This is a genomic window from Enterobacter sp. UPMP2061 (assembly GCF_053709615.1).
On record NZ_JBSKJP010000015.1, the window covers coordinates 62301 to 85992 of the forward strand.

19 protein-coding genes, 1 tRNA gene and 2 pseudogenes are annotated in these 23692 nt (G+C 49.0%); 13 read left to right on the forward strand and 9 right to left on the reverse strand.

Going from position 1 to position 23692, the window contains the following annotated elements; all coding sequences use genetic code 11:
• Nucleotides 1-40: 40 nt before the first annotated feature.
• Nucleotides 41-355 (reverse strand): lipoprotein, encoded by a 315-nt coding sequence (locus ACWKXX_RS20315; RefSeq protein ID WP_045327498.1) that lies wholly within the window; start codon nt 353-355, stop codon nt 41-43.
• Nucleotides 356-530: 175 nt separating this feature from the next.
• Between ACWKXX_RS20315 and ACWKXX_RS20320 the strand changes: the two genes are divergently transcribed.
• Nucleotides 531-1163: a LuxR C-terminal-related transcriptional regulator gene (locus ACWKXX_RS20320; RefSeq protein ID WP_454540848.1), complete on the forward strand. Its 633-nt coding sequence runs from the start codon at nt 531-533 to the stop codon at nt 1161-1163.
• Entirely contained in the window at nt 1160-2944 is a 1785-nt protein-coding gene (locus tag ACWKXX_RS20325; protein WP_032619037.1) for a hybrid sensor histidine kinase/response regulator, read from the forward strand. The genes ACWKXX_RS20320 and ACWKXX_RS20325 overlap by 4 nt, the downstream gene beginning before the upstream one ends.
• Before the next feature lie 861 nt (nt 2945-3805).
• Here ACWKXX_RS20325 and ACWKXX_RS20330 read toward each other — a convergent pair.
• Both ACWKXX_RS20330 and ACWKXX_RS20335 read right to left on the reverse strand, forming a co-directional pair.
• Nucleotides 3806-4285: an Hcp family type VI secretion system effector gene (locus tag ACWKXX_RS20330; RefSeq protein WP_045349740.1), complete on the reverse strand. Its 480-nt coding sequence runs from the start codon at nt 4283-4285 to the stop codon at nt 3806-3808.
• 18 nt (nt 4286-4303) lie between these two features.
• Nucleotides 4304-4894, reverse strand: a pseudogene (locus tag ACWKXX_RS20335) (VasL domain-containing protein); the annotation flags it as partial.
• A 32-nt stretch (nt 4895-4926) separates the two neighbouring features.
• On the opposite strand from ACWKXX_RS20335, the gene ACWKXX_RS20340 reads away from it, so the two are divergent.
• From ACWKXX_RS20340 to ACWKXX_RS20370, 7 genes are all read left to right on the forward strand, one after another.
• Nucleotides 4927-5391, forward strand: coding sequence for a hypothetical protein (locus ACWKXX_RS20340; RefSeq protein WP_261666000.1), 465 nt, complete (start codon nt 4927-4929; stop codon nt 5389-5391).
• A gap of 254 nt (nt 5392-5645) precedes the next feature.
• A complete protein-coding gene (locus tag ACWKXX_RS20345) occupies nt 5646-5807 on the forward strand; it encodes a DUF4431 domain-containing protein (RefSeq protein WP_454534778.1) in 162 nt (53 codons plus the stop codon).
• Nucleotides 5808-5811: 4 nt separating this feature from the next.
• Nucleotides 5812-7770: a LysM peptidoglycan-binding domain-containing protein gene (locus ACWKXX_RS20350; RefSeq protein WP_072047920.1), complete on the forward strand. Its 1959-nt coding sequence runs from the start codon at nt 5812-5814 to the stop codon at nt 7768-7770.
• 23 nt (nt 7771-7793) lie between these two features.
• Nucleotides 7794-8288, forward strand: a complete 495-nt coding sequence (locus ACWKXX_RS20355; protein ID WP_261666002.1) for a sugar ABC transporter permease — start codon at nt 7794-7796, stop codon at nt 8286-8288.
• Between the two features lie 1627 nt (nt 8289-9915).
• A complete protein-coding gene (locus ACWKXX_RS20360; protein ID WP_261666003.1) occupies nt 9916-10743 on the forward strand; it encodes a DUF3289 family protein in 828 nt (275 codons plus the stop codon).
• 71 nt (nt 10744-10814) lie between these two features.
• The gene (locus ACWKXX_RS20365; protein ID WP_174951915.1) at nt 10815-11288 is read left to right on the forward strand and encodes a DUF943 family protein; all 474 of its coding nucleotides are present in this window, start codon (nt 10815-10817) and stop codon (nt 11286-11288) included.
• Nucleotides 11289-11505: 217 nt separating this feature from the next.
• The gene (locus ACWKXX_RS20370) at nt 11506-11772 is read left to right on the forward strand and encodes a hypothetical protein (protein WP_150325990.1); all 267 of its coding nucleotides are present in this window, start codon (nt 11506-11508) and stop codon (nt 11770-11772) included.
• A gap of 272 nt (nt 11773-12044) precedes the next feature.
• On the opposite strand, the gene ACWKXX_RS20375 is transcribed toward ACWKXX_RS20370, so the two are convergent.
• From ACWKXX_RS20375 to ACWKXX_RS20390, 4 genes and pseudogenes are all read right to left on the reverse strand, one after another.
• On the reverse strand, nt 12045-12857 hold the full coding sequence (locus tag ACWKXX_RS20375; protein WP_150325989.1) for a hypothetical protein: 813 nt from the start codon (nt 12855-12857) through the stop codon (nt 12045-12047).
• Between the two features lie 718 nt (nt 12858-13575).
• Nucleotides 13576-14309 (reverse strand): annotated as a pseudogene (locus tag ACWKXX_RS20380) (tyrosine-type recombinase/integrase).
• Nucleotides 14310-14467: 158 nt separating this feature from the next.
• A tRNA-Phe gene (locus ACWKXX_RS20385) sits at nt 14468-14543 on the reverse strand.
• 95 nt (nt 14544-14638) lie between these two features.
• Nucleotides 14639-15352 carry a DUF554 domain-containing protein gene (locus ACWKXX_RS20390; RefSeq protein WP_261666005.1) on the reverse strand — a complete coding sequence of 238 codons (714 nt, stop codon included), beginning with the start codon at nt 15350-15352 and terminating at the stop codon, nt 14639-14641.
• A 181-nt stretch (nt 15353-15533) separates the two neighbouring features.
• Between ACWKXX_RS20390 and ACWKXX_RS20395 the strand changes: the two genes are divergently transcribed.
• Entirely contained in the window at nt 15534-17672 is a 2139-nt protein-coding gene (locus ACWKXX_RS20395) for an ornithine decarboxylase (RefSeq protein ID WP_058687341.1), read from the forward strand.
• 76 nt (nt 17673-17748) lie between these two features.
• Here the strand turns inward: ACWKXX_RS20395 and ACWKXX_RS20400 are convergent, their stop codons facing one another.
• Nucleotides 17749-18441 carry a response regulator gene (locus ACWKXX_RS20400; protein ID WP_015571854.1) on the reverse strand — a complete coding sequence of 231 codons (693 nt, stop codon included), beginning with the start codon at nt 18439-18441 and terminating at the stop codon, nt 17749-17751.
• The gene (locus ACWKXX_RS20405) at nt 18431-20068 is read right to left on the reverse strand and encodes an ATP-binding protein (RefSeq protein WP_017382937.1); all 1638 of its coding nucleotides are present in this window, start codon (nt 20066-20068) and stop codon (nt 18431-18433) included. Before ACWKXX_RS20405 ends, ACWKXX_RS20400 begins: the two co-directional genes overlap by 11 nt.
• A gap of 345 nt (nt 20069-20413) precedes the next feature.
• Between ACWKXX_RS20405 and ACWKXX_RS20410 the strand changes: the two genes are divergently transcribed.
• From ACWKXX_RS20410 to citC, 3 genes are read left to right on the forward strand one after another with little or no spacing between them, the layout of a single operon-like run.
• Nucleotides 20414-21775, forward strand: coding sequence for a 2-hydroxycarboxylate transporter family protein (locus ACWKXX_RS20410; RefSeq protein ID WP_261666007.1), 1362 nt, complete (start codon nt 20414-20416; stop codon nt 21773-21775).
• A gap of 17 nt (nt 21776-21792) precedes the next feature.
• Nucleotides 21793-22656: a fumarylacetoacetate hydrolase family protein gene (locus ACWKXX_RS20415; protein ID WP_261666008.1), complete on the forward strand. Its 864-nt coding sequence runs from the start codon at nt 21793-21795 to the stop codon at nt 22654-22656.
• Nucleotides 22657-22669: 13 nt separating this feature from the next.
• Nucleotides 22670-23692 carry a [citrate (pro-3S)-lyase] ligase gene (gene citC, locus ACWKXX_RS20420; RefSeq protein WP_045347346.1) on the forward strand — a complete coding sequence of 341 codons (1023 nt, stop codon included), beginning with the start codon at nt 22670-22672 and terminating at the stop codon, nt 23690-23692.

Consider the following 23692-nt stretch of genomic DNA (forward strand, 5'->3'; position numbering starts at 1 on the left):
AAAAGGCGTTATTTCAGTACGCCTTTTAATACGGTGCTAATTATTTATGTGTGACAACTGGTGTACAGGTTGGCGCGCTCAGCGTCGGTGCAGACCCTAAAATTCCCGGCATCATCATCGATGAACAATCGAAAATACGCCCTTTTTCTGTCGTGGCGCGATAAGAGAGTTTTTGTCCTCCCAGTGCGTCCGGCTGGGCGCCATTAACGTTGGATACAGTTATTTCATCCGATGAGCCCAGTCCCAGCATTTTAGCGGTCTCCGCCTGTAGGAGTGGAATAGCCTGATCGGTTTTCAACGTGGAACAACCGGCTAGCATCAACGTAACGGTAAAAACGATTAGTGGTTTTTTCATAAATTATCCTTGATATCCAACCAGTTAATTTCACTGATTGTATTTATGTTTTCTTTTACCCAAATCAGCGAATAATATATTTCTCTTTCCTAATCGAAAAAACCCTCCTAAAGTAGGGTGGGTAGATAATAATTCATCTGTACTCTAAGATATGCGAAGGTAAAAGGAGGCTCCTTTGGGACAGAATTATGCGTTAGTCGTTGATGACCATCCATTGGTAGCAAGCGGCATCGCCAATTTTCTGATTACACATTGCCAGTTTAAGCAGGCGTGTGTGGTGACGAATGAGGATGATTGCTACCGCCAAATTAGGGATCATGGCCCGCCACGTTTGCTGGTAATCGATTTTTGGCTCTCTTCCGGAACGGCCCTGAAATTACTCAAAGAAGTAAAGCAACTTTACCCACAGGTACGACTCCTGGTGGTCAGCGGGGATGACAATAATGATATCTGGCGCAAAGTTAATGCCGCCGGGGGACACGGTTTTGTATTGAAAAGCGAGCCACCTGAGATGTTCTCGCGGGCCGTTTTCGCACTCACTGATAATCAGACCTGGTTTCCTGAGGGAAACGAAATTTACGTTAAGACGAATAATGAGAAGTTAAGTAAATTTAACTTAACGCCGCGACAAATAGACGTGTTAAATATGATTATGCGCGGCCTGCCAAATAAACGCATCGCCGCCCAGCTTTCAATTTCTGAGCCCACGGTCAAAGAACACATCAGCAATATATTGAAAAAGATAGGCGTTAACAGCCGGGTCGAAGCCATCACGCTTCTGCATGGCAAGCAGGAACTGTCGGAATGAGGTTTTTTCAGAGCTTACAAAATGATGGTATCTCTGCTCCGGCGCAGATCCGTTTGCTAAACAACACCTTTCTGCGGCTGGTATTCAGCTTTAGTGCGGTACCCTTTGTTGGTATTCCTTTCGCCATCTGGATTTATATGCTTGGGGATGAACTCGGCCCGACGATTATCTGGATAATTATTTATCTGCTATGTGCCGTGGCGATACGAATATTGCACCGACGCTATCAGCGTGAAGCGAAAGAAAACGGTGAAAGGGACGTTCTGCGACGCTGGCTTCCGCGTATTAATAATATTGCCTTTATTCACGGGCTGGGAATTTCATCACTCTATTTAATTACGCCACAGACGCAGAATTTTGACTTTTTCCTGTTACTTAATATCAGCATTGCCGCCATCGTCGCCGCCAATGCGACGCATCTGACGCCTGTCATCAGTACCTTTACGCGTTTTTTCTTCGCCTCCTGGGGGGTGCTGAACCTCGGTATTATCTGGCGGCTGGATGAGTTGATGTTCATCGTGCTCATGCTGAATCTGCTTTACGGCTTCGCGATTTACCGCCATGCGTTAACTTCCCATGCGTTCTTTATTCAGCAAGCGCTGCTTGAGGAAAAAAGCTCACGCCTTGCGGAACAGTTTCGTCAGGCCAAAGAGGACGCGGAGCAGGCATTGCTGGATAAAAATCAGTTTCTGACCACCGCCAGTCACGATCTGCGCCAGCCCGTACACGCAATGGGCTTTCTGATCGAAGCCATCCTACACCGAAACCGGGACGACAGCCTGACGCCGCAACTCCTTGACCTTCAGCAGAGCGTTCGCTCGGTGCATTTAATGCTCAATTCTCTGCTCGATCTGAGCAAAATAGAATCCGGGAATGTCCTCTCTGCCCCGACCAAAGTGGATATCGGTGCTCTGCTCGACTCGGTCATCACGCTGTTTCGTGAAGAGGCCAACAGCCGCGCGCTTAGGCTGTGCATCCGGCGGCCTAAACGCCGTATCGACGTGATGGGCGATCCACTGCTGGTGCGACAGTCCCTGATTAACCTGATTCAAAACGCCCTTCGCTACACGCTCCAGGGCGGGGTGCTGGTCGCCATCCGACCGCGCGGTGACGAGTGTATGGTGGAGGTGTGGGACACGGGAGTCGGTATCGCCGATGAAGAGAAGGGCAAAATCTTCTCACCTTACTACCGCCCCGAGCTGGCATGGAAGATCGACAGCGCCGGACACGGGCTGGGGCTGGCCGTCGTTGCCCGTTGTGCCAAGCTCATGAAGGTAAAATACGGGATGCAATCCATTGAAGGTAAAGGCTCACGCTTCTGGATGCGCTTTATCCAATATGCTGGCGAAGATAGCGTGCTGGACACCCCGCCCGCCGCTGACAACACCGCCACGCCGGTACGCTATGCGCCGCTGCACGGTTCCTGCCTGGTCGTCGATGACGACCCGCTGGTGACGTCTGCCTGGGAGAGCCTGATGAGCGTCTGGGGAATCGACGTACGCTGTGCGGCCTCCGCTGAAGAAGCGTTTGCCATCATCGACGACGGCTTTACGCCGTTCGCCGTGCTGTGCGACCAGCGCCTGCGATCGGGTGAAAGCGGCTTCGACATCCTGAAAGCGCTTTTTGACCGTCTGCCGGATATGAGCGGCGCGATAGTCAGCGGCGAATTTAATTCACCGGTTCTGCTGGAGGCGGAGCAGGAGGGTTACCTGGTGCTTCGCAAGCCTCTTGAGCCGGCTAAACTGCATGCGCTGCTGACGCAGTGGTCGGGGTGTCATTAAGGGAATGCAGAAGTGTCGATTCTGGCGGGTTCAGAATGCAAAAACGGACCTCCGTGGAGGTCCGTTAATATGAAATTTGGTGCCCGGACTCGGCGTAGTCCTTTGAGCTAATGAACTGTTTTAAATACTAAAACTATCTTTGGCTATTTTCAAGACCACCAGGCAGACCACCACGAAACTATCCCTTACAGCATTGCCAGCATTGCAGGCAATTAACATTATTTGCCAGCTATTTTGTACGTCGTCAGATGTGGGTTTGGTTCCTGCCACTATCTGATAGCGAAGGGATAAAAGTTGTTGAACCAGCCTCTTGTACACAACATCAATCAGGAAAGGCTCACGGAATTAAGCGCTCTGAGGGACTTGCGTGCGGTACTCCTGTCTGGTGGTTTTGATTTTCTGGAACCCACAACATACAGGCTTAACCAGATTTAATTCGCCATGTTAACGAATCACGTAAATCGTTGCGCATCATAAATACACCACCCCGGCAAATGCAGCAGAACATCTACGGTAAGGGTGTCAGATACAGGTGTTTCCATCAACGCTCGCAGGAGCGCCGGATGAGGGGTTTAAATCCCTTTGCTGTAACGTCAGGTCGCCAGGAAAGAAAATCGCTGGATAGCCCGGTACAAACCAGGTATGAATGAGCGATGTCGTTTGTCCATAAATAATACCACCCAGCAGGTTTGTGGCAGAAAACATCATTACAATCAGTCAGGAAACTTCCGGGGCAGCCTATAACCTTTCGTTAATCGGACATATTCAATTTTTTCCAGGGCTGTGGATATTTTTGCAAAAAGTATCTGCGATAGACAACAGACTGGAAGTCAGAACGCTCATCCCCCGTATATCTCTTCCTTAAAAAAGCCGTTCACTCCACAGACTGTAAGCGCTGGTGCCTGCGATACAGTGTTCCCAGTTAATGCTTTCATAGCTAAACGAGATTGACTCTTCTGGCTGCCCTCCACTGTCGGTAATGGTATGGGGAACGTTCAGACTGATATTCGATATTCGGGCATTAGTCAGTTTGAGCTTGTAGTACAGTTCATTTATGCCAAAACGGTTGGTACGGTAAAAAGTAAAAACACAGGTCAGACACTCATTATCCGAAATCGCCTTACCCAGCAGAGGCGAGGATTTATCCACGGGTTTAATGATGGTCAGCATCTGATGATTGACGTTTTGATCGCGGCTCAGACCGTGGCTTAACGATGTGACCATGATCTCATCCAGATGCGCGAGCTGGGCTTTGTTGCCAATGGACTGCATTGACGAGCACCCAGCTGAAATCATTCCCTGTATGTCTCCGTTTAGTGTCAGATAAACGAGATTGGCCATTGTTGTTCTCCTTGTACCTTAATTATTAGTGGATACCGGTTGCCCGGCTTCACTATCCATTGCCGAATCCGGCGTTGTGAGGTGCAGCAGCAGCCAACGGCTTAACACGCCGTCCAGCCGTTCATTGATCTCTTTTTCCAGAGCTTCAGTGTTTTGCTTGCGGGCGCGGGCATCCTGGTACTGCGTCAGCAGATATTCCAGCGGCGTTGCCTGATTCAATAACCGCTCCGCCTGCCATGTCACTGTTTTGATATATGAGAGGGTAAAACCCTGCTTTTCAGTTTCTTTTTTCAGCATCAGGTCGGCGAAATCCCGTAAATTTTCCCGCGCCTGTTTCCAGCCTTTCATATTCGGGCTGTTCTGCGCCCGCGTGTGCAGAACAGCGTTCCACCGAGCCGTTGCCTGCTGCTGTTGCAGACTCTCGGGCCAGCGACTGTCTGCTGTTCGCATCATCTGCATACCCGTCTCCAGCAGTTGCAATGGCGGAACATCAGGAAGCGGTAACAGCCGTTGCCCGTAGCTACCCAGATCAGGGGAGGCCAGCCAGGCCGTTGCCGCGCCTTGCGCGGTATCTGTTACCTGCGCCAGTTGCTGCTGCATCGGGTATACCGACCCTGCAACCGGCAGTGCTGGAGGCGCTTATGGATGATGGGCAGGATAACGACGGCGGAGGTACTGGTAATGGGGAGGGCGGCCCGAATGATTCAGGCGAGTCTGATGATGAAAATAAAGCTGACTTGCAGAGTTTACGATTTGCTTTTCCTGGCGCTGACCGTTCCATTGAAACTATGAGCTGGTTAATTGGCCAGCCGTATAAGATCAGTGACAGTAAAGGAAATGTCCTCGCATCAGGGACGATTGAGCAGTCGGGACGGTTGCCGAGAGTGATGCTTGATGAACCAGATGAACTGACCCTGACTATGGGTAATGAAGAATGGGGGGTTGAGGATTTAGCCCAGGGGAATGATGACACTTCATCAGATAATACTGCAAATGATGATGAGTGGTATAATTTGGAAAACGATCTTTATTACGGAAAACTGGAGCAGGATGAGCAATGGCCATTAGATGCGGATATTGACGAAGTGCATGGCAATGATGAGTAATTAGATACTGAGTAATATAAAGCGGCCATTGTTTTTTTGGTTCTTTTTCTTTTCTGCACCTGCAATATCGGCATGTCTGGATGAAGGCGATAATGTTACGTTAGTTGGCGTGTTGAGAAACTGTTTATGACCCACCTGGTTGGGGACAAAATCCTCAAAATGACGAGAAGATGAATTGCTGGTTTTTATACCCTGATAAATTATTAGGATGTTTTAATTCTGTGGATGACGACACCCGGCACTATAGTAAAAAAATGCAAATAATTATGGTTGATAATCAGTACAATGAATACAGAAAATTTCTGAGCAAACATGTTGAATTAAGCGGGAAGGCCATGTTTGCTGATAGTCCATATCACAGCACCCCTGTATTAATCTTCAATGTATCGAACGTTAAGGCAGTGAAGGGAGATTAAATTAATGAGCCATAATTTTATTTCAGCAACCTACAATACGATAAAAAAAAGGGCTATGTATAAAATGGCAGATGGGACAGTATATATTCGTGAGGGAGGCACAATCCCATGGCGTACGCAAAACCCCTGTAACGTAAGACCAAACGGGAGAAAAGAAAGCCAGTATTTACAACCATTGAGGCTTGCAGTTGCAGTTACTGTCAGTGGTAAATTCGGTATGTATGGATGTGAAGTAGATGGCTGGGAGACGGAAAAAAAACTATTGCGAAGCGACCTGTATCGTAATTGTACAATTAGTGAAATGGCAAAAATACATAGTCCTGAAAAAGATGGCAATGACCCTGTAAAATATGCGAAAGATATACTGGCAGAGAGTGGCGTATCGCCGTTATTGACCTTTGGGAATATGGATGATGCGACGCTGGAAACAGTTATGAAAGCCGTTAAAAAAGAGGAGGGATATTATAATTTAAAAGAAACACGAGTTGAAAAGTGGGTTTACACCACTAATATTACTGTCACTGATGGCGTTCGTCCTGCTGTTGGTTTTCCTTTGAAAGTTATAGCAGGGACGCGTAAGTATGACTGTAAAACTGATAAGTACGGAAGACTTGCTCCAATCGTTCATAAAACAGAGGGAATGAATATTGAGGTGAAGGCTGCTAATTTAGACGGTGAATATGAAACGATTTATTCTGCTCAGGCGGGGAACGAAAGTAAAAATATTGTTCTGAAAAGATATCTTGTTCAATATAAAGCCCATACTTTAGCCCACGATCCTGAACCACCTCATGAAAAAAGTCAGCCTGAGCCGATAGAATATATTGTTCAGTCCGGAGATAACCTATCTAAAGTTGCTGCCCGGTATGAGGTGAGTGTTTCCGAACTGGTTGAGAGCAATAGGATTAAAGATCCTAATAAAATTTATCCTGGGCAGAAAATTGTTATTTATGGTAAAAAAGAGCCGGATAATGTGAATTCGGGAGAGCAATCTCCGCAGGTGGGCAACGGTGAATCCTATCCTGTTCCACCAAATGATCCTAGAGCCAGTGCTGACAATACAGGTAATCCAGTGGATGGACCTTTATCATCAGGAGGATGGACACCGGATACGACTGATGGGGCGGACTCATCACCGGCGGAAACAGGTGGCGCGGCATCCTCCGGAACTGGTGAATCTCTTCCACCTTATCCTGATTTACCGGGTGATCCTACAGCCGGAGCGGGTAATACGGATCATACATCGGATGGAGCCGGTGGGCAAAAATCTGGTTCGTCGCAGACAACAACTACGCCAGACAAGCCAACAAATTTACCGACCGTGGGAGGTAAAGATAGCGGGAATCCAGTGGCAATAATAAGCCACGAACAAAAAGAGGCTCCATGGATGGTTGTAGCTTATGAAGAAGCTGAGAAACGCTGGAAATGGGGAAGAGTAAAAGAGGCTAATGGTGGGATAAACTATCATAAGTTAACAGGAGCAAGTAACCCAACTATGGCAGGAGATCAAAATGCCTGGTGTGCATCTTTTATTAACTATTGTTTAAAATTGTCAGGTTATAAAATGTCAGGGACACCAAATTCTCAATTTTTTTCAAAAAGTCCTGACTTTAAAAAAATAGACACTCCAATATTTGGAGCTATCACTGTTTTCCATAAGAAAGGCACAAAAAAAAGTGGACATGTGAACTTGGTATATTGCAAAACAAAAGACGGGGAAATTGGTTTATTAGGAGGGAATCAAACTGACAGTGTAACTATTAATCCAAGATATGCTGTATATGACCGTCCTGAACTTCGACTTGAGTTTATAGGTTTTTATGTGCCTGTCAGTTATTATTTTCATGCGAAAGAGATAATACAAAAAGGTGGGGATTTAACTCCTGTTTTTGATAATATCGGTTCTTTGAGAGAATCGCTAGGTGCTAATAAACCCTCAGAAAAAGATGGCAAAACCCGTTGAGAATATTGTAAGGCTAGAATTATATGAAATATATAATATTTATCTTTTTTTTATACGCTGAATATTCTAATGCGACTACTTCAGAATGCTTCAGTAAATCAGATATAACTGAAGTTAAAGAGATATTTGCATCGAATAATAAAAATAATTTAATTGAATTGGCTATACAATCTGCAAAATTAGAAATTTCGCAAGACTCTTTTTTTAATAACACAAAAAATGTACTTCCCAAAATGACCAAGGTATCATATGAGTGGGGGCGTAGACAGGAATCTGAAATGCCACTGGAATCATCAGTCAAATTTCCTGATAAAAATATTTGTGTGTGGAGTATGACAGTTTCATTCCCTGATAAAATCAGGAGTCAATGTGATGATTCAGGTATCTACGGGTATTTTATTAGTTTTAAAAAAATAAAAAATGACATAAAGATTTATAAATTCATCTCCATATTAGATGGTTTACCAGATGGTTCACTGGCATGCAAAGCAGCAAATGGTTATTTATTTTCAAAATGATGATTGTAATAACATGAAGAAATTTACTTATCTATTGATTTTCCTTGCTTGTATTATCTCGTTTGCAACGAAAGCAGGTGATAGCAGGGGGGGCATTTGCATGGGGAATCCAGAAGGGAAGAAATATTTCAAACAACATAGAGTTGATAAATGGATATATGCGGTCAATTAATCCTGCTGGAATGAAAGAGCGGGGAACACTAAACGAGCAGTATACATTGATACTTATCCTTAAGGAATAATCGATTCTTTATTTAATTCTATTTTTACTGGGAATAATAAATCTCTAATAAACATTAGAGCATCATTGGGTAATTTTTGTGACGATCAAATATCTCATGGCTTGATGGCGTATTAATAATAAGAAAAAAAATGAAGATGTCGAGACTTTCACTATTTCAACAGCTAGTCATGATTATTTATATAAAGATAAGTTTTTAGTGAATTTACATGTTTTTGACTTGTTTGATAGAAAGATCTGTAACGCTTTAATGACTATAGATGGTTATTTTTAACGGGAACAGAGCATTGTTGAATAAATAAAATCACCCTGTACCGCCAAGCTCCATTGATGATTATCGCTTTTGGTGAGGCTATAAAATGGGCGCGGTTATGGAGTGAGCAGTGAAAGCGAGTTATACAAAGTCAGAGGAAAATTATTTATCTGAGAATTTTAATTCTCATGAGAAAGTTGGTGTTGTAAATTTCACATAGGAAGACAAGTATAATAAGCATTAATTTAAATCATTAAATACCATAGGTGGTCCATCATGGTGTTCTTCTATTATCTATTATTGTCTTATGCAATCAAGTCCAAATTATAAAAAGAGTAATTCTGTGTTCAGAGCAGGATCCTTCTCCCAAGGAAAATTAACTAGGCTTCAGGTATTAATGGCTAATATAAGAATAGATTTTGGATATGGAGAGATAAGTATTCCAGGTGCGGATGGCATATATTATTTTCCAAAAAATGGAGGTGTTTTTTATATGAGATTACCTTTAAGGAAGGGATGAATATCATCAAGATTAAGCTGGAGTTCTGATGGTATTATTCCTGTCTACTATTTGATAAATTAATGTGTAAGGCTGCCTTTTCTATGGATATTTATTTCTCTCCATAATGGTTGTTGTCTAAGTCGGTCTTTAGAATTGATGAGAACAGGAGGGAAAGACCCTCGTGTGCTGTAGGCAGAAATGCACAGTTAAGGATGTGTTATGCGGAATATGCGTAAGCTTGTGGAAATGATGGCAGCCTCACCAGGCTCTGCCGACGGAGATCGATGTCAAGCATCCCCGATTGCTGTGGTAAAGCGCTGTGGTGGTGAGTGCAGGGGACGCTCAGACTGCATCTGAGCCTATGTACAATATAAGTGAATGAATAAATCCCGCCAGTTAATGGAGCGACTGTCAAAGCAGAAGCCTGAGTTATTCATCCATTGGAGCGCAGCATCAAAGAGAGTGTTCTCCTGACCGGAGACGTATGAAGCGAGAATTTCACGTATGGCATTGCGAGAGACCGAAGGGGGACCTTAGGTCCACTCACTATGTACTGTAGATAATTTAATAGATTATTTATGGAAGATATTTATTTAACAGAAGATGCGTTTTAGGATAAAAAGGCAATACTATGAAAGTTCCATTACTGAAGTTCCCCACTATGATATTTAAAACCAAACATCTTATGGATGATGAATCGGCTGAGGATATGAAATATGGTGATTTAACAGAACAGCAATTGCGCAATGATTATCATCTGGAGCAGGTGTCAGATACCATTGATCCCTGGCGGAATCAATTTTTTATACCTGGAGTAACACAATTTCCTCAACCTCTTTCTGATGCTGAAGTCGTTAGTAATTTGTTCAGCGATTTCAGACTGGAGAGTGCGAAACTTACATTCATGGGGTATCGCAGTGTATTCCTTGCAATGGTTGATCATCTACAGAACAGAACTTCGGGAGTCTTTACAAGTAAAGATCTGGATCTGGCTGCTAAAGAACAAATTGAGAATGATAAATCAGTAAACAGTACCTATCTGTCAATAAAGAGTGTACTGGATCAAAATATTGATTTTGATGCTGGAGGATATCCTGAATCCCATAGGTCAAAATTGACAAGCGGTATTAAAAATAAAGTGTTGCCTAAGTTTGACAGGAACCAGGATAAAATAAATGGGCTGGGGTTATCTGTCCACGATATGTATGCTACCCACATTACGTTAACATCGCTGAAGGTGGTTAAGAATACCTACGAAGCATCCATACATTACAGGATGCAGGATCACTTTGGTCTTGACAGTAATGATATCACTCATTGGCTTTATAGCCATTGGGATGTCTTTAAAATTTGGTTTGTACTTCAACATTATGAGAAAGAGAACTATGCTTTTAAACCATTTATTACAGAGATAAATGCTACCGTAAAAATATCAGGTTTTAGAGGGTATTATTCCTGACAGTACATATACTGCTTGTGAGATATTTTTTTAATATAATTAGTCCGATATTCTGCATGAGGAATGTGATTGTGTCATGGATAATAACTAAAAAATCCATTCATATTGTGACTGCCGTCATAATATCTTCTTCTATTGTTATATACTTATGGGCAGGTAGGCCAGTAGAGATCGTGGACATCCATTACGATCCGGGTGAACAACTTAACATTCTCGCCAGACACTTCCCTATTACAGACAGAGGGAAACTGAATTGGTGGAGAGGAAATGAAAGAAAAATCCTGGGAAAATACAATCTCCCTGAAAATGATTTTTCTGTATACATATGGAATTTTGGTGATGGTTATAAAAAATTGTCACCCTATGATGCTGAGGATGAATTTTATTGTTTCCCTGATATAAAATCAGAATCAAAATGTATAAAAAAAGATATATATATGTCCGTTGAATCAGGTGATAATTATTATCGGATGTTTTTATTTTCTGGCTCTAGTTATTTTTATCAGCCTAAAAAAGATAATGATATGCTTATCAGACAGAATTAAATCTCTAGCTAATCATAAGTTAATTACTTGGTGATATGATTGGTTTTGTGATTCTTCTTTTTATGGTTTATATATGACGTGTTTCACAAAGCCATCAGTTCTGCTCGTAAGATGAAACTGGTTTGTATGCATTGAGATGATGTTTCTTTGTTGGAAAAATTAGATTTTTCCTGATGTGAGTGTCATGTTGTTTTATTAATTGAAAGGAAAGGTGGTTTTGATAATAAATCCTATTGAGCTTGTTTATAAATCATTAACCGGTATAGTTATCCCTTATATGCCGGAACCGGAAAAAGTTCAGGGGAAATGCTCATGCTGTGAACGTTCGGCTGAAGCATTTGATTATTACGGCTACAGATTGCTTAACAGCTATAAACAACCCGTTATGCACTGCCCGCAATGCCAGACCTTTTTTGTCTCTGCGCCTGATATTTTAGGTCTTGAACCCTCTAAAAAAAATATCAAGTCAGCGGTTTGGCCCTGAACCATCATTCCGACTGGAATTATGAAGTTTTAGAATTTCTGGAAACAGTCGTTCTCCCGCGTTCGTGCGGGTTATCGATACGTATGCAGATTCGCAAGTTGGGTGCAGGCAACTTTACCGCGTTCGCATTCGCGCTCGTCTGCGGCGTGGCCACTGGCGCGGTTTCTGTTCAGGGAAAAAAGTTAAGCCGGATACGAGAAAATATTCATACCGCTGCCTGCCACCGCAAATCACCGGCGGCAGATATTCCTGAACGACACAGTCCGTATCCGTCAGATTTTATTGCTGTACCGATTGACCAGATCCTCAACCACCATTTTGCAGGTTTTCTTTTTCAGATCTGCAATTTGCTGTTCTGTCATATCTTTTTTATTGTCTGTTTTTCCGGTCAACGGAACAGCCATCAATTCTGTATTAGCCGGTGAGTACGTTGCCCACTCCCCGGTCGCAACATCCACCAGAGCAAACCGGATCAGATAGCGCAGCGATGATCCGGAAATATTCCCGCCTGTATACTTTTTCCAGACCACCTCTTTTATGGCCGCATTATATTTCCCGGCTTCAAGTTCGCTCCAGTAAACCACAATGTTTTTTTGCCTTCCTTTTGCACCGATGTATCGCAGCGCCTGCATATAATTGGCATTGATCACGCCGTTTTTGCTGTCTGAAAAATTTTCCGTGTCGCTGTCTGTTTCCTTTGCAGGCGTTGCTGGTTTAACCGCCCTTTTTTTCCTGGCGACAGGAATACCGGAGAAAGTGGAAACCCGGTAATATCGCTGCATTTCTTTCTGCATGATAACATCAGGTGCACGTGATCCCGATTCCACCAGAATAATGGCAGAATTTTGCGGGATCTCAAACCCATTCGAGGCTTCCTCCACCGCATTCTCAATATCTTCTTCCGTAATATCCAGCGTCAGCTCATCACCAAAAACATCCCGGTCAGTAAGCTGTGATGTGGGAGTGGAAATCGCATCCATGCGTGGTGTAGCCGCTCCGGTTTTCCTGCCATCAATAGATGATAATTTTGTGCATCCGGCCAGTAAAAGGATACAAATTATACCTGGCAGTGGCTTCATATTCATCAGTGAGTCCCTATCGTCATATTATATAGTATCGAAACTACCAAATTGGGCAGTCATTATACCTTTATTTCCCTACAATATTAAAAAATAAATTCAATCACCCCATGAATGATTTAGTTGGTAATATAGTTACAATAAATAAAACAGTATAATCAAACCAGACAAACTTTTGGGTAATGATTTATAAAGACCACTTGCAGGCTAAAATATATGTTAATGAAGATTATTTATGACCTGTTCAAATCAACGTTATTATTTAAGTTCTGGCCTGCATAAAATTTATTAAGTCATGAAATACCTTTCGCGAAGGTAATTAAATAGCGGCAACATTTCCAGGAATACATATAACAAGCACATTAAGTAAGCACGGAAAGTTATATAACACGAAATAACCAGGGATCTGGATTATCAGATATTGAGATATTTTCACAGCTAATGGAGAATGTTGATATGTACCCCATCCTTCGTGACACCTAAAATACATCAATGCCGCAGCGCATATCAACGGACTGGCGGAAGAGGAAGAGGCGTTCAGGCGTCAGCATGTTTAAGCGCATGGAGAACGTCAGCAAGTCGTGTGGGAAGGCAGTCGATACGGCAGTCGCCGGGAGATGGAGGGTGACGGGGTTATCAGTCGGTGGGATGGCAGATGATGGCTGAATGCGGGCAGGCAGCAGTACCGGGTACTCAGCGACAGATACGCCGTCATCCGGCAGGCTCAGGCTGCCTTATGCCGCCGCGCATAAATATACGGGGCAATGTATCTCTCGCGGTTCACGTCCAGATAATCCGACCACCACTGCATCATCTCCATACGCGCCTCCAGATGCTCCGCCTTATGCTCGTACGCCGCCCGCACGCCGTTGCGCTCCTTGTGGTTAATCAATGGCATCCTTTGACCACGCGGACTCGTTCAGGGCGCTACAGGCCCACTGTTCTGAAACCGTGACCGCAAGCCTCGGTTTTGGTGTCGTAGCCAACTACCCACAGCGCCTTTTTGATGGTGTTTTCACTCATCAGCTTGTTCATGGAACGCGCCACGCGATGAAAATCTCACTCCCTTAACCGCTTCCCGCTGTGCAGGCACCGTCCAGATACGGGCTTCAGATTGAACTCATCCCAGCGGGCGAGACGTAGCTCGCTGGAGCGCAAAAAGACGTGCAGATTCAGCTCCAGCGCCAGACGGGTCAGTTCTCGCCTTGCGGGGCAGGGAGCGGCAAACGCCCGATACCAGCAGCTTACGCGCCGCATCTCGCTTTTCGCGGGCTTCCGCCAGCGTAACCTGCGGATAGGGGACGAAGGCCAGGCGGTTTTCTTTACCGTCAAAACGGTAGCGCAAATACCACAGCTTAGAGCCGCTGGCAGATACCGTCAGGTACAGACCTTGTGTATCGGTGAGTTTATAAGACTTTTCGAGGGGTTTCGCAGCGCGGATTTACTGTTAGTCAACATGAGGGTCTCTCCGTTCATCGAACTGAATGAACCCTCAATCTGACCCACAATTTTCCGGATACACAGCGATAAACCAAAACGGATCAGGAAAGATTTTACGCTAACTCATTGAATCACAAACACATGGGGATTTATAAGGAAGCATAAAAAAGGAAAGGTGGTGCCCGGACTCGGAATCGAACCAAGGACACGGGGATTTTCAATCCCCTGCTCTACCGACTGAGCTATCCGGGCAACGGGGCGCATTAAACCCGATCCTCCCTCCGGCGTCAACGAAATTTGTTGCTTTCGGTGCAGACTGCACACTCTCTCACCATTTCGTCGCAAACTTAAGCGAAAAAGCGCGTCCAGAGCGCGGAAAGCGGCATCGCGAGCAGCAGGGCAGGGAGCATGTTCACCACTGCAAACATCTTAATGCCACAGATGCGCAGCCCTGTCGCCAGCAGCAACAGGCCGCCGACGGCGGTAAAGTCTGCCATCATCGCTGGCGTTGTCAGCGGCAGGATCAGCGTGGCGCAGGTGGCCAGCGCCAGCTGAATAAGCAACATCGGCACACAAATCGCGGCGACGGCGATGCCGAGGGTGGTGGCAAAAAAGGTGGCAGTAAAGAAATCCAGAAACGCTTTCGCAATCAATATGCTGGGATCGCCGGTCATCCCTTCCTGCATCGAACCGAATATCCCCGTGCCGCTGGCGCAGAACAGAATAATGATCGCAACGTAGTTCTGAATAAACGACTCGTGCGTGCCGTGCTTTGCCTTGCCTGGTCGGGCAATCAGATTTTTGGCTTTGCCTACTGCGTGATTAATACCTTTTTCCAGATAGCAAAACTCGCCGATGAGCGCGCCGAGCAGCGTCGCCAGTACCATCACCGGCAGGTTGGCGCATTTCACCACTAAAAGGATACCAATCCCTAACGACGCCAGGCCAAAAATAGAAGGCATGGAGACGCGAATACGCTCCGGCAGGCGCTGACTTAATACTGCCCCAAGTACACCGCCCAGCAATACGGCTCCCGCATTGATAAAGGGTCCAATTACCACGTTTAACTCCTGTTATTTAAGCACTGGCATTGCATGATTATGGCACGTTCGTCCCAGATTACGCTTAGCTTTGGGAGGCGTAACGCATACTGATTCCTTCTTGCACCTGAAAATAAAAGGTGACATGATTGCGCGAATTTTCTCCTTCCTGTCTCACCGTTCGGTGAGGGTATTTGCGCCTATGAAAACCATGAAAATTGCCGTCAGCCGTGAGCTGGTATCCAAAGTTTCTACGCATCGCGAAAAAGTTATGCTGGATAACACCGATTTCACCGATGTGGCGGCAGTCGTCATTACGGTTGTTGAAAGCTACAGCGGCATTCTCGCTTTGCTGAAGCGTACGGGCTTTCAGTTACCGGTATTTTTGTTCTCAACAGAGCCAGGAGAGGTGCCAGAGGGTGTCACGGCGATCATCTCGGGTAAAGCACAGGAATTGCTGGAACTGGAATCTGCCGCCTGCCGGTATGAAGAGAACCTGCTGCCACCCTTTTTTGACACCCTGAGCCAGTATGTGGCGATGGGAAACAGCACCTTTGCCTGTCCGGGTCACCAGCACGGTGCCTTTTTCAAAAAACACCCGGCGGGGCGGCAGTTCTATGATTTCTTCGGTGAGAATGTTTTTCGCGCCGACATGTGCAACGCCGACGTTAAGCTGGGCGATCTGCTGATCCACGAAGGCTCCGCCAAGCACGCGCAAAAGTTCGCGGCGAAAGTGTTCAACGCGGATAAAACCTACTTCGTGCTGAACGGCACGTCGGCGGCCAATAAAGTGGTGACCAATGCGCTGCTGACCCGTGGCGATCTGGTGCTGTTCGATCGTAACAACCACAAGTCCAACCATCATGGAGCGCTGATCCAGGCCGGGGCAACGCCTGTCTATCTTGAGGCAGCCCGTAATCCGTTTGGTTTTATCGGCGGGATTGATGAGCACTGCTTTGATGAGGCCTGGTTGCGGGAACTGATCCGTGACGTCGCGCCGCAGAAAGCCGCCGAGGCGCGCCCGTTCCGTCTGGCGATCATTCAGCTCGGCACCTACGATGGCACGATCTACAACGCCCGTCAGGTGATCGACAAGATCGGTCACCTTTGCGACTACATCCTCTTTGACTCCGCCTGGGTCGGCTACGAGCAGTTTATCCCGATGATGGCGGAAACGTCTCCGCTTCTGCTGGAACTGAACGAGAACGATCCGGGAATTTTCGTGACCCAGTCGGTGCACAAACAGCAGGCCGGGTTCTCACAAACGTCGCAGATCCATAAAAAGGATAACCATATTCGCGGTCAGTCGCGCTTCTGCCCGCACAAGCGGCTGAACAACGCGTTCATGCTGCATGCCTCCACCAGCCCGTTTTATCCGCTGTTTGCGGCGCTGGACGTGAACGCCAAGATCCACGAGGGCGAGAGCGGACGCAGGCTGTGGGCGGAGTGCGTCGAGCTGGGCATAGAAGCGCGCAAGGCCATCATCGCCAACTGCAATATGATCAAACCGTTTATCCCGCCGGTGGTGGCGGGGCGGCCATGGCAGGATCACCCCACACAGGCTATCGCCAGCGAGCGTCGCTTCTTTAGTTTTGAACCGGGTGCAAAATGGCACGGTTTTGAAGGCTATGCCCGCGAGCAGTATTTCGTCGATCCGTGCAAGCTGCTGCTGACCACGCCGGGCATTGATGCTGAAACAGGGCACTATACCGATTTCGGCATTCCGGCGACCATTCTCGCCCACTACCTGCGCGAGAACGGCATTGTGCCGGAGAAGTGCGATCTCAACTCCATCCTGTTCCTGCTGACGCCAGCCGAGAGCGCGGAGAAGCTAATGCAGCTCGTGGCAATGCTGGGGCAGTTTGAACAGCATATTGAAGACGACACACCGCTCGCGGATGTGCTTCCGACTATCTATCAGAAATACCCGGTGCGTTACCGCGACTACACGATCCGTCAGCTGTGCCAGGAGATGCACGATCTCTACGTCAGCTTTAACGTGAAGGATTTACAGAAGGCGATGTTCCGTCAGGAGAGCCTGCCGGCCGTGGTGATGAACCCGCAGGATGCCAACCAGGAGTACATTCGCGGGAACGTCGAACTGGTGCGTATTCGTGACGCTGAAGGACGCATTGCCGCCGAAGGTGCGCTGCCATACCCGCCGGGCGTGCTGTGTGTGGTGCCCGGGGAAGTCTGGGGTGGAGCAGTACAGCGCTATTTCCTGGCGCTGGAAGAGGGCATTAATATGCTGCCGGGTTTCTCCCCAGAGTTGCAGGGCGTTTACAGCGAGAAAGATGCGGACGGGATTAAGCGGCTGTATGGATACGTATTGAATGTCTGAACGTAGGCCGGGTAAGCGTTAGCGCCACCCGGCGAGTTGCCCGGTGGCGCAAGCTTACCGGGCCTACAATACTGCGTCAGGCTTCTGCGCGGCGGTACATCCTTCTCGGATGCCCAATCTTCCCGTACAGCATCTCCACTGTCAGAAAACCCACCTCCACGCAGTGTTCCAGATAGCGCCGGGTGGTGGTTTTACTCAGGCCCGTCTCGCTCACCACCTCATCCACCGTAAAACAGTGCGCCGCCTTGTTGTTAAACAGCATTTGCACCCGCGCCAGCGTGTTCTCCTCTATCCCTTTGCTGCCGTTGTCCAGGCGATAGTTTTTCGCCTGCAATTGATAGAGTGAATCTACGTTCTGCTGGTCGACAATCTTCCAGACGCGCTGCTGTTCGGCAAACTGCACAAAACGTTCCAGCGACTGGCTCAGGCGCTTCCAGGAAACCGGCTTGAGGATGTAGTCGAACGCGCCGTTACGAATGGCCTGGCTACAGGTGTCCATATCGCTGGCGGCGGTGATGAAAATCACCGAGCAGTTGGCGCGGGTGAGCATCGGGTTGCTGATAAGGGTGATGCCTTTGCCGTCCGGCAGGTAGTTATCCAGCAGCATCAGCTTCGGCTGTTTGCTCTCCAGTTGTACCTGCGCGTCGGCCAGCGACGCGGCAATCCCCACCAGCCTCAGGCGCGGATGTTTACCGATAAGCTCCGCGTGCAGTTGCGCCAGTTCGTTCTCGTCTTCAACAATCAGTACGTCGATAAGTTCATGTTGCATAGTCGGTATCTTCCAGTTCCTGTACGGGGTGCCGGGCCGTTCCCGTGGCGGGAATAAACAGTGAGAAAATGGCACCGCGTGGGGTGTTATCGGCAACTTCAATTGCACCGCCAGCCTGTGTGACATAGCTTTCAATCAGATACAGGCCAATACCATGATCGCCGCGCGTTTTGGTGGTGATGCCGCGCTCAAAGATCCGGTCGCGGATCTCCGGTGTGATGCCGACGCCCTGGTCGGCGACTTCAATAATCAGTTCCTGCTCGTTCAGCTTTATCAGCACGTCCACCGGGGCATGCGGGAGCGGTGCACGCTGGGTCGCTTCAATGGCGTTATCCAGCAAGTTCCCGATGATCGAGATAAGTTCCGATTCGAGCAGCGGCAGGAACGGTTTATCCACCCGGCAGGCCGGGTCGAAACTCAGCTCAACGCCTTTTTCACGCGCGCGGGCGGCCTTTCCAAGCAGCAAACCACACAGCGTCGGAGAGCTAAAGCGGGACGAGATAAAGTCCAGCAGCTCCTGAGCGTGTTCCGACTGCGCCTGTATGTAGCGAATCGCTTCGTCATAACGGCCCATATGCAGCAGGCCGGACAGCGTAGTCATGCGGTTCAGCTGTTCATGGCGCATGATGCGCAGGTTATCAACGTAGCGCTTCACCTGGCTGAGCTGGGCGCTGAGCGAGTCGATCTCGTTGCGATCGCGAAAGGTGATCACCCAGCCCTGCAACGCATCTTCCAGCATGATCCGCACCCGGCTGGCAATAACTGTGAGATCGTTAAAGCGACAGATCTCATCGTGGGTGTCTTTCGCAAGCATGGTTTGCGCGTTGAAGAACGGGACGGGCGCGATCACCTGGCTGATGAGCTGACCCCGCAGTTCGCGGGCGGGCTGGCGTAAGCCTAATAATTTACGCGCCGCCTGGTTGATCACCTCAATGCGGAGATCGTCGTCGATGGCAATCACCCCTTCATAAATGGATTCCATCATCGCCTTTTGCTGGCGCACCAGCAGGCCGATTTCGCGCGGCTCCAGAGAGAATATCTGCTTCTTGATGCTGCGGGTGAAGAACCAGGAGAAAATAAACAGGGCGATAAGCAGCAGCACGGCGGCAATCAGGATATTAACCACCTTGTTGACGGTGATGGTGTCCAGATAGCTCGTGAGATAGCCTACCGAAACAATCCCCACCACCTGCCCGGCATCATTAAAAATGGGCGCTTTGCTGCGCAGCGAAATGCCTAACCCGCCCTTGCGGATGGTGATGGTGCTTTTGCCGTGTAATACCTCGTCGTTATCTCCGCCAACCAGCGTTTTGCCTACCCGGTCGGCAAACACGGAGTGGAAAAGATGCAGCCCCTTATTGTCACCAATCACAATAAAACTGGCGTCGCTGCGGGCGGCTATTTTCTGCATAAAGTCATGGATACCCAGGATATCCTTTTGTTCGACTTCTTTTCGCAGGGTAGGAATAAGCGCAATTTCTTCGGCCTGTATTTTTGCGCGCGCGCTCATTTCCTGATAAAGCTGCCTGCCGACATCGACATAATAATATCCGCCCAGTAATGCGAACAGCACTGAGAAAAAGGCGACCAGCGAAATAAACAGCTTGATCTGAAACGATACTTTCATAACTATCACGCGAGATATCAACAGGTCGGCTGAATATATCATCTTTTAAAGCCAGGATGCCCGCTTTGCCGAAAACTTGTGATCCCTTGCACAGCGCAGCCTGTAAAAGATTTTTCCGAAAGTCTCATCCTCTTAAGGTTAAATGAATAAATGTTATTTCTTTGTTCAGTTAAGAAAAGAAACCATAAAAACCACGGCAATAAATAAGGCGTAAATCACATTAAATAAAAGAAACCATTAAAACCATAGCGTCCATTAAAACTTCGCTTTTAATATGCCATCCCTCACATAAAGTAAGCCTTTGTGACTCTAAGCTGAACGCACAAAATAACTAAGGGGCTTATTATGAGCACAAGTGACGATTCATTCTCTGTTACCCACGACCCGATTGATATTCAGCGGCCATCGCTCAAAGAGCGCTGGTGGCATATTATGGATACCTGGAAAATCGGCATTATTCCTCTGCCGCTGTTCGTTCTGGCGGGCGCGCTGATTGCGATTGATTGCCTGGGCGGAAAACTGCCGAGCGACATTGTGGTCATGGTGGCCACGCTGGCCTTCTTCGGCTTTGCCTGCGGTGAGTTCGGCAAACGCCTGCCGATTGTCGGCAAGCTCGGTGCGGCGGCAATTTGCGCCACCTTTATCCCTTCCGCGCTGGTCTATTACGGCCTGCTGCCGGACGTGGTGGTTGAGTCCACGACCAAATTCTATAAATCCACCAATATTCTCTACCTCTATATCTGCTGCATTATCGTCGGCAGCATCATGAGTATGAACCGCACCGTGCTGATCCAGGGCTTCCTGCGCATCTTCTTCCCGATGCTGTGCGGTGAAATCGTCGGCATGATTGTCGGCATGGGTGTTGGGCTGGCGCTGGGCCTCGAGCCGTTCCAGATCTTCTTCTTTATCATTCTGCCGATCATGGCGGGCGGCGTCGGGGAAGGGGCGATCCCGCTCTCTATCGGCTATGCCACCCTGCTGCATATGGATCAGGGCGTGGCGCTCGGCCGCGTGCTGCCGATGGTGATGCTCGGCGGCCTGACGGCGATCATTATCTCCGGTTGCCTCAACCAGCTCGGTAAACGCTACCCGCACCTGACCGGTGAAGGCCAGCTGATGCCGAATCGCGCCAACGCTGATGCCACTGTTTCCCAACCTGCGTTCTCCGGCAAAGCGGACGTGACGACAATCGCCTCGGGCGCGCTGCTGGCGGTGCTGCTGTACATGCTGGGCATGCTCGGTCACAAGCTGATTGGTCTGCCAGCGCCGGTGGGCATGTTGTTTATGGCGGTGCTGGTGAAGCTCTGCAACGGCGCCTCTCCGCGTCTGCTGGAGGGTTCCCAGGTGGTGTACAAATTCTTCCAGACCTCCGTGACCTACCCAATCCTCTTCGCTGTCGGCGTGGCGATTACCCCATGGCATGAACTGGTGGCGGCGTTCACCGTCAGCAACCTGCTGGTGATTGTCAGCACCGTTTCCGCGCTGGTGGCGACCGGATTCTTCGTTGGCAAAAAGATTGGTATGCACCCGATTGATGTCGCCATCGTCTCCTGCTGTCAGAGCGGGCAGGGCGGCACCGGTGACGTGGCGATCTTGACCGCAGGCAACCGCATGAGCCTGATGCCATTCGCCCAGATTGCTACCCGTATCGGCGGCGCGATTAACGTCTCTGTCTCACTGCTGATTCTGGGCAACTTCCTCGTTTAAGTTTTCAGGAAAGAACAATGAAACTCGCAAGCTTTTTATACCAGGGAAAACGCAGCTACGGCATCGTACAGGCCGAAGGCGTGATTGATTTGGGCCGCCGCCTGGGCGACCGCTATGGCGACCTTAAAGCGCTGTTGCAGGGGAACGGGCTGGCGCAGGCCACCCGTTTTCTGAACGACGCGGTGGATGTACCGCTGAACGCCATCACCTTCTTACCGGTGATTGTCCAGCCGGAAAAAATCCTCTGCGTGGGCATGAACTATACCGACAAGCGCAAGGAGTTTGACCAGCACAACCCGGCCCCGACGCTGTTTGTCCGCTTCCCGGATTCACAGACCGGCCACAACGAGCCGGTGCTGAAGCCGCGCCACTCCAGCGAGTTCGACTACGAAGGCGAGCTGGCGGTGATCATCGGCAAAGGCGGGGAGAACATCAGCCGCGACGACGCCCTGCGCCACGTGGCGGGCTACAGCTGTTACATGGACGGCTCCGCCCGCGACTGGCAGCACACCTGGTTCACCGCCGGGAAAAACTGGCGCCAGACCGGGGCGTTCGGCCCGTGGATGGCGACGGCGGATGAGATCCCGGACCCGCACAGCCTGGCGATCCGCACCTGGCTGAACGGCCGCATGGTGCAGGAGGACAACACCAGCAGCATGATCCACAAGGTGGCGGAGCTGATCGAGTATATCAGCACCTTCACCCGTCTCAGCCCGGGCGACGTGATCATCACCGGCTCGCCTGGTGGCGTGGGTAAAAAGCGCAACCCGCCGCTGTTTATGAAGGAGGGGGATCGCATTGAGGTGGAGATCGAGCATATCGGTCATCTGAGCAACGTGATCGTGGAAGCGCCAGCCGTCGGGCTCGCGGCAGCGCACTGAGTAAGGCGGCAGCATGCAATCGCAACCCATTGATTTTCGGCACACCGTTGTGGCGAAACACCCAGAACGCTTAAGCCAGATCCGCTACCTGCTGGCAGACAGCGGCCTTGGCCTGGACAACGACATCACGCTGTTTGTCGAAGCCTGGTCCGGCGCGCAGCTGGTGGGTTGCGCCGGGCTGGCTGCCAACGTCATCAAATGCGTGGCGGTCAACGAGCAGCTTCGTGGGGAAAACCTCAGCGCGCGTCTGCTGGCAGAGGTGGAAAACGCGGCGCTGGAGCGCGGCCATTTTCACCTCTTCCTCTGCACCCGTCCGTGCAATAAGGAGCGCTTTGGCCGCAGCGGTTTCTGGCCGATTGCCCAGAGCGGGAACAACGCGGTGCTAATGGAGAACACTCCGCAGGGGATCGCGCGCTACTGCCGATCCCTGCGCGCGAAGCGCAGGTGTGGTGAAAAAACGGGCGCGATCGTGATGAACGCCAATCCCTTCACCCTCGGCCATCGTCATCTGGTGGAGCAGGCGGCGACGCAGTGCGATGCCCTGCATCTGTTTGTGGTGCGTGAAGACGCCTCGTTCTTCCCGTTCAGCGCGCGCCTCGAGATGGTGCGTGCGGGCGTGGCGCATCTGCCGAACGTGGTGGTGCATGAAGGCTCGCAGTACATCATCTCCCGCGCCACCTTCCCGGCCTACTTCCTGAAGGAGACCGGCAAAGTGCAGCAGGCGTGGAGCGAGATCGACGTGCTGATCTTCCGGGACTTTATCGCCCCGGCGCTGGGCATCACGCACCGCTTCATCGGCTCGGAGCCGTTCTGCGACATCACCCGGCAGTACAACCAGACGCTGCACGACCTGCTGGCCTCGCATATTGAGGTGGTGGAGATGCCGCGCATCAAGGCCACCGGCAACGCCATTTCGGCCTCGGAAGTGCGCCGTTTACTCAAGACACAGCAGTTTTCCCGGATCCGGGAGATTGTCCCGGACTCCACCTTCGCGCACCTCGAAGCACATTATCGTGCGAGTGCGGAAGTCGCATAA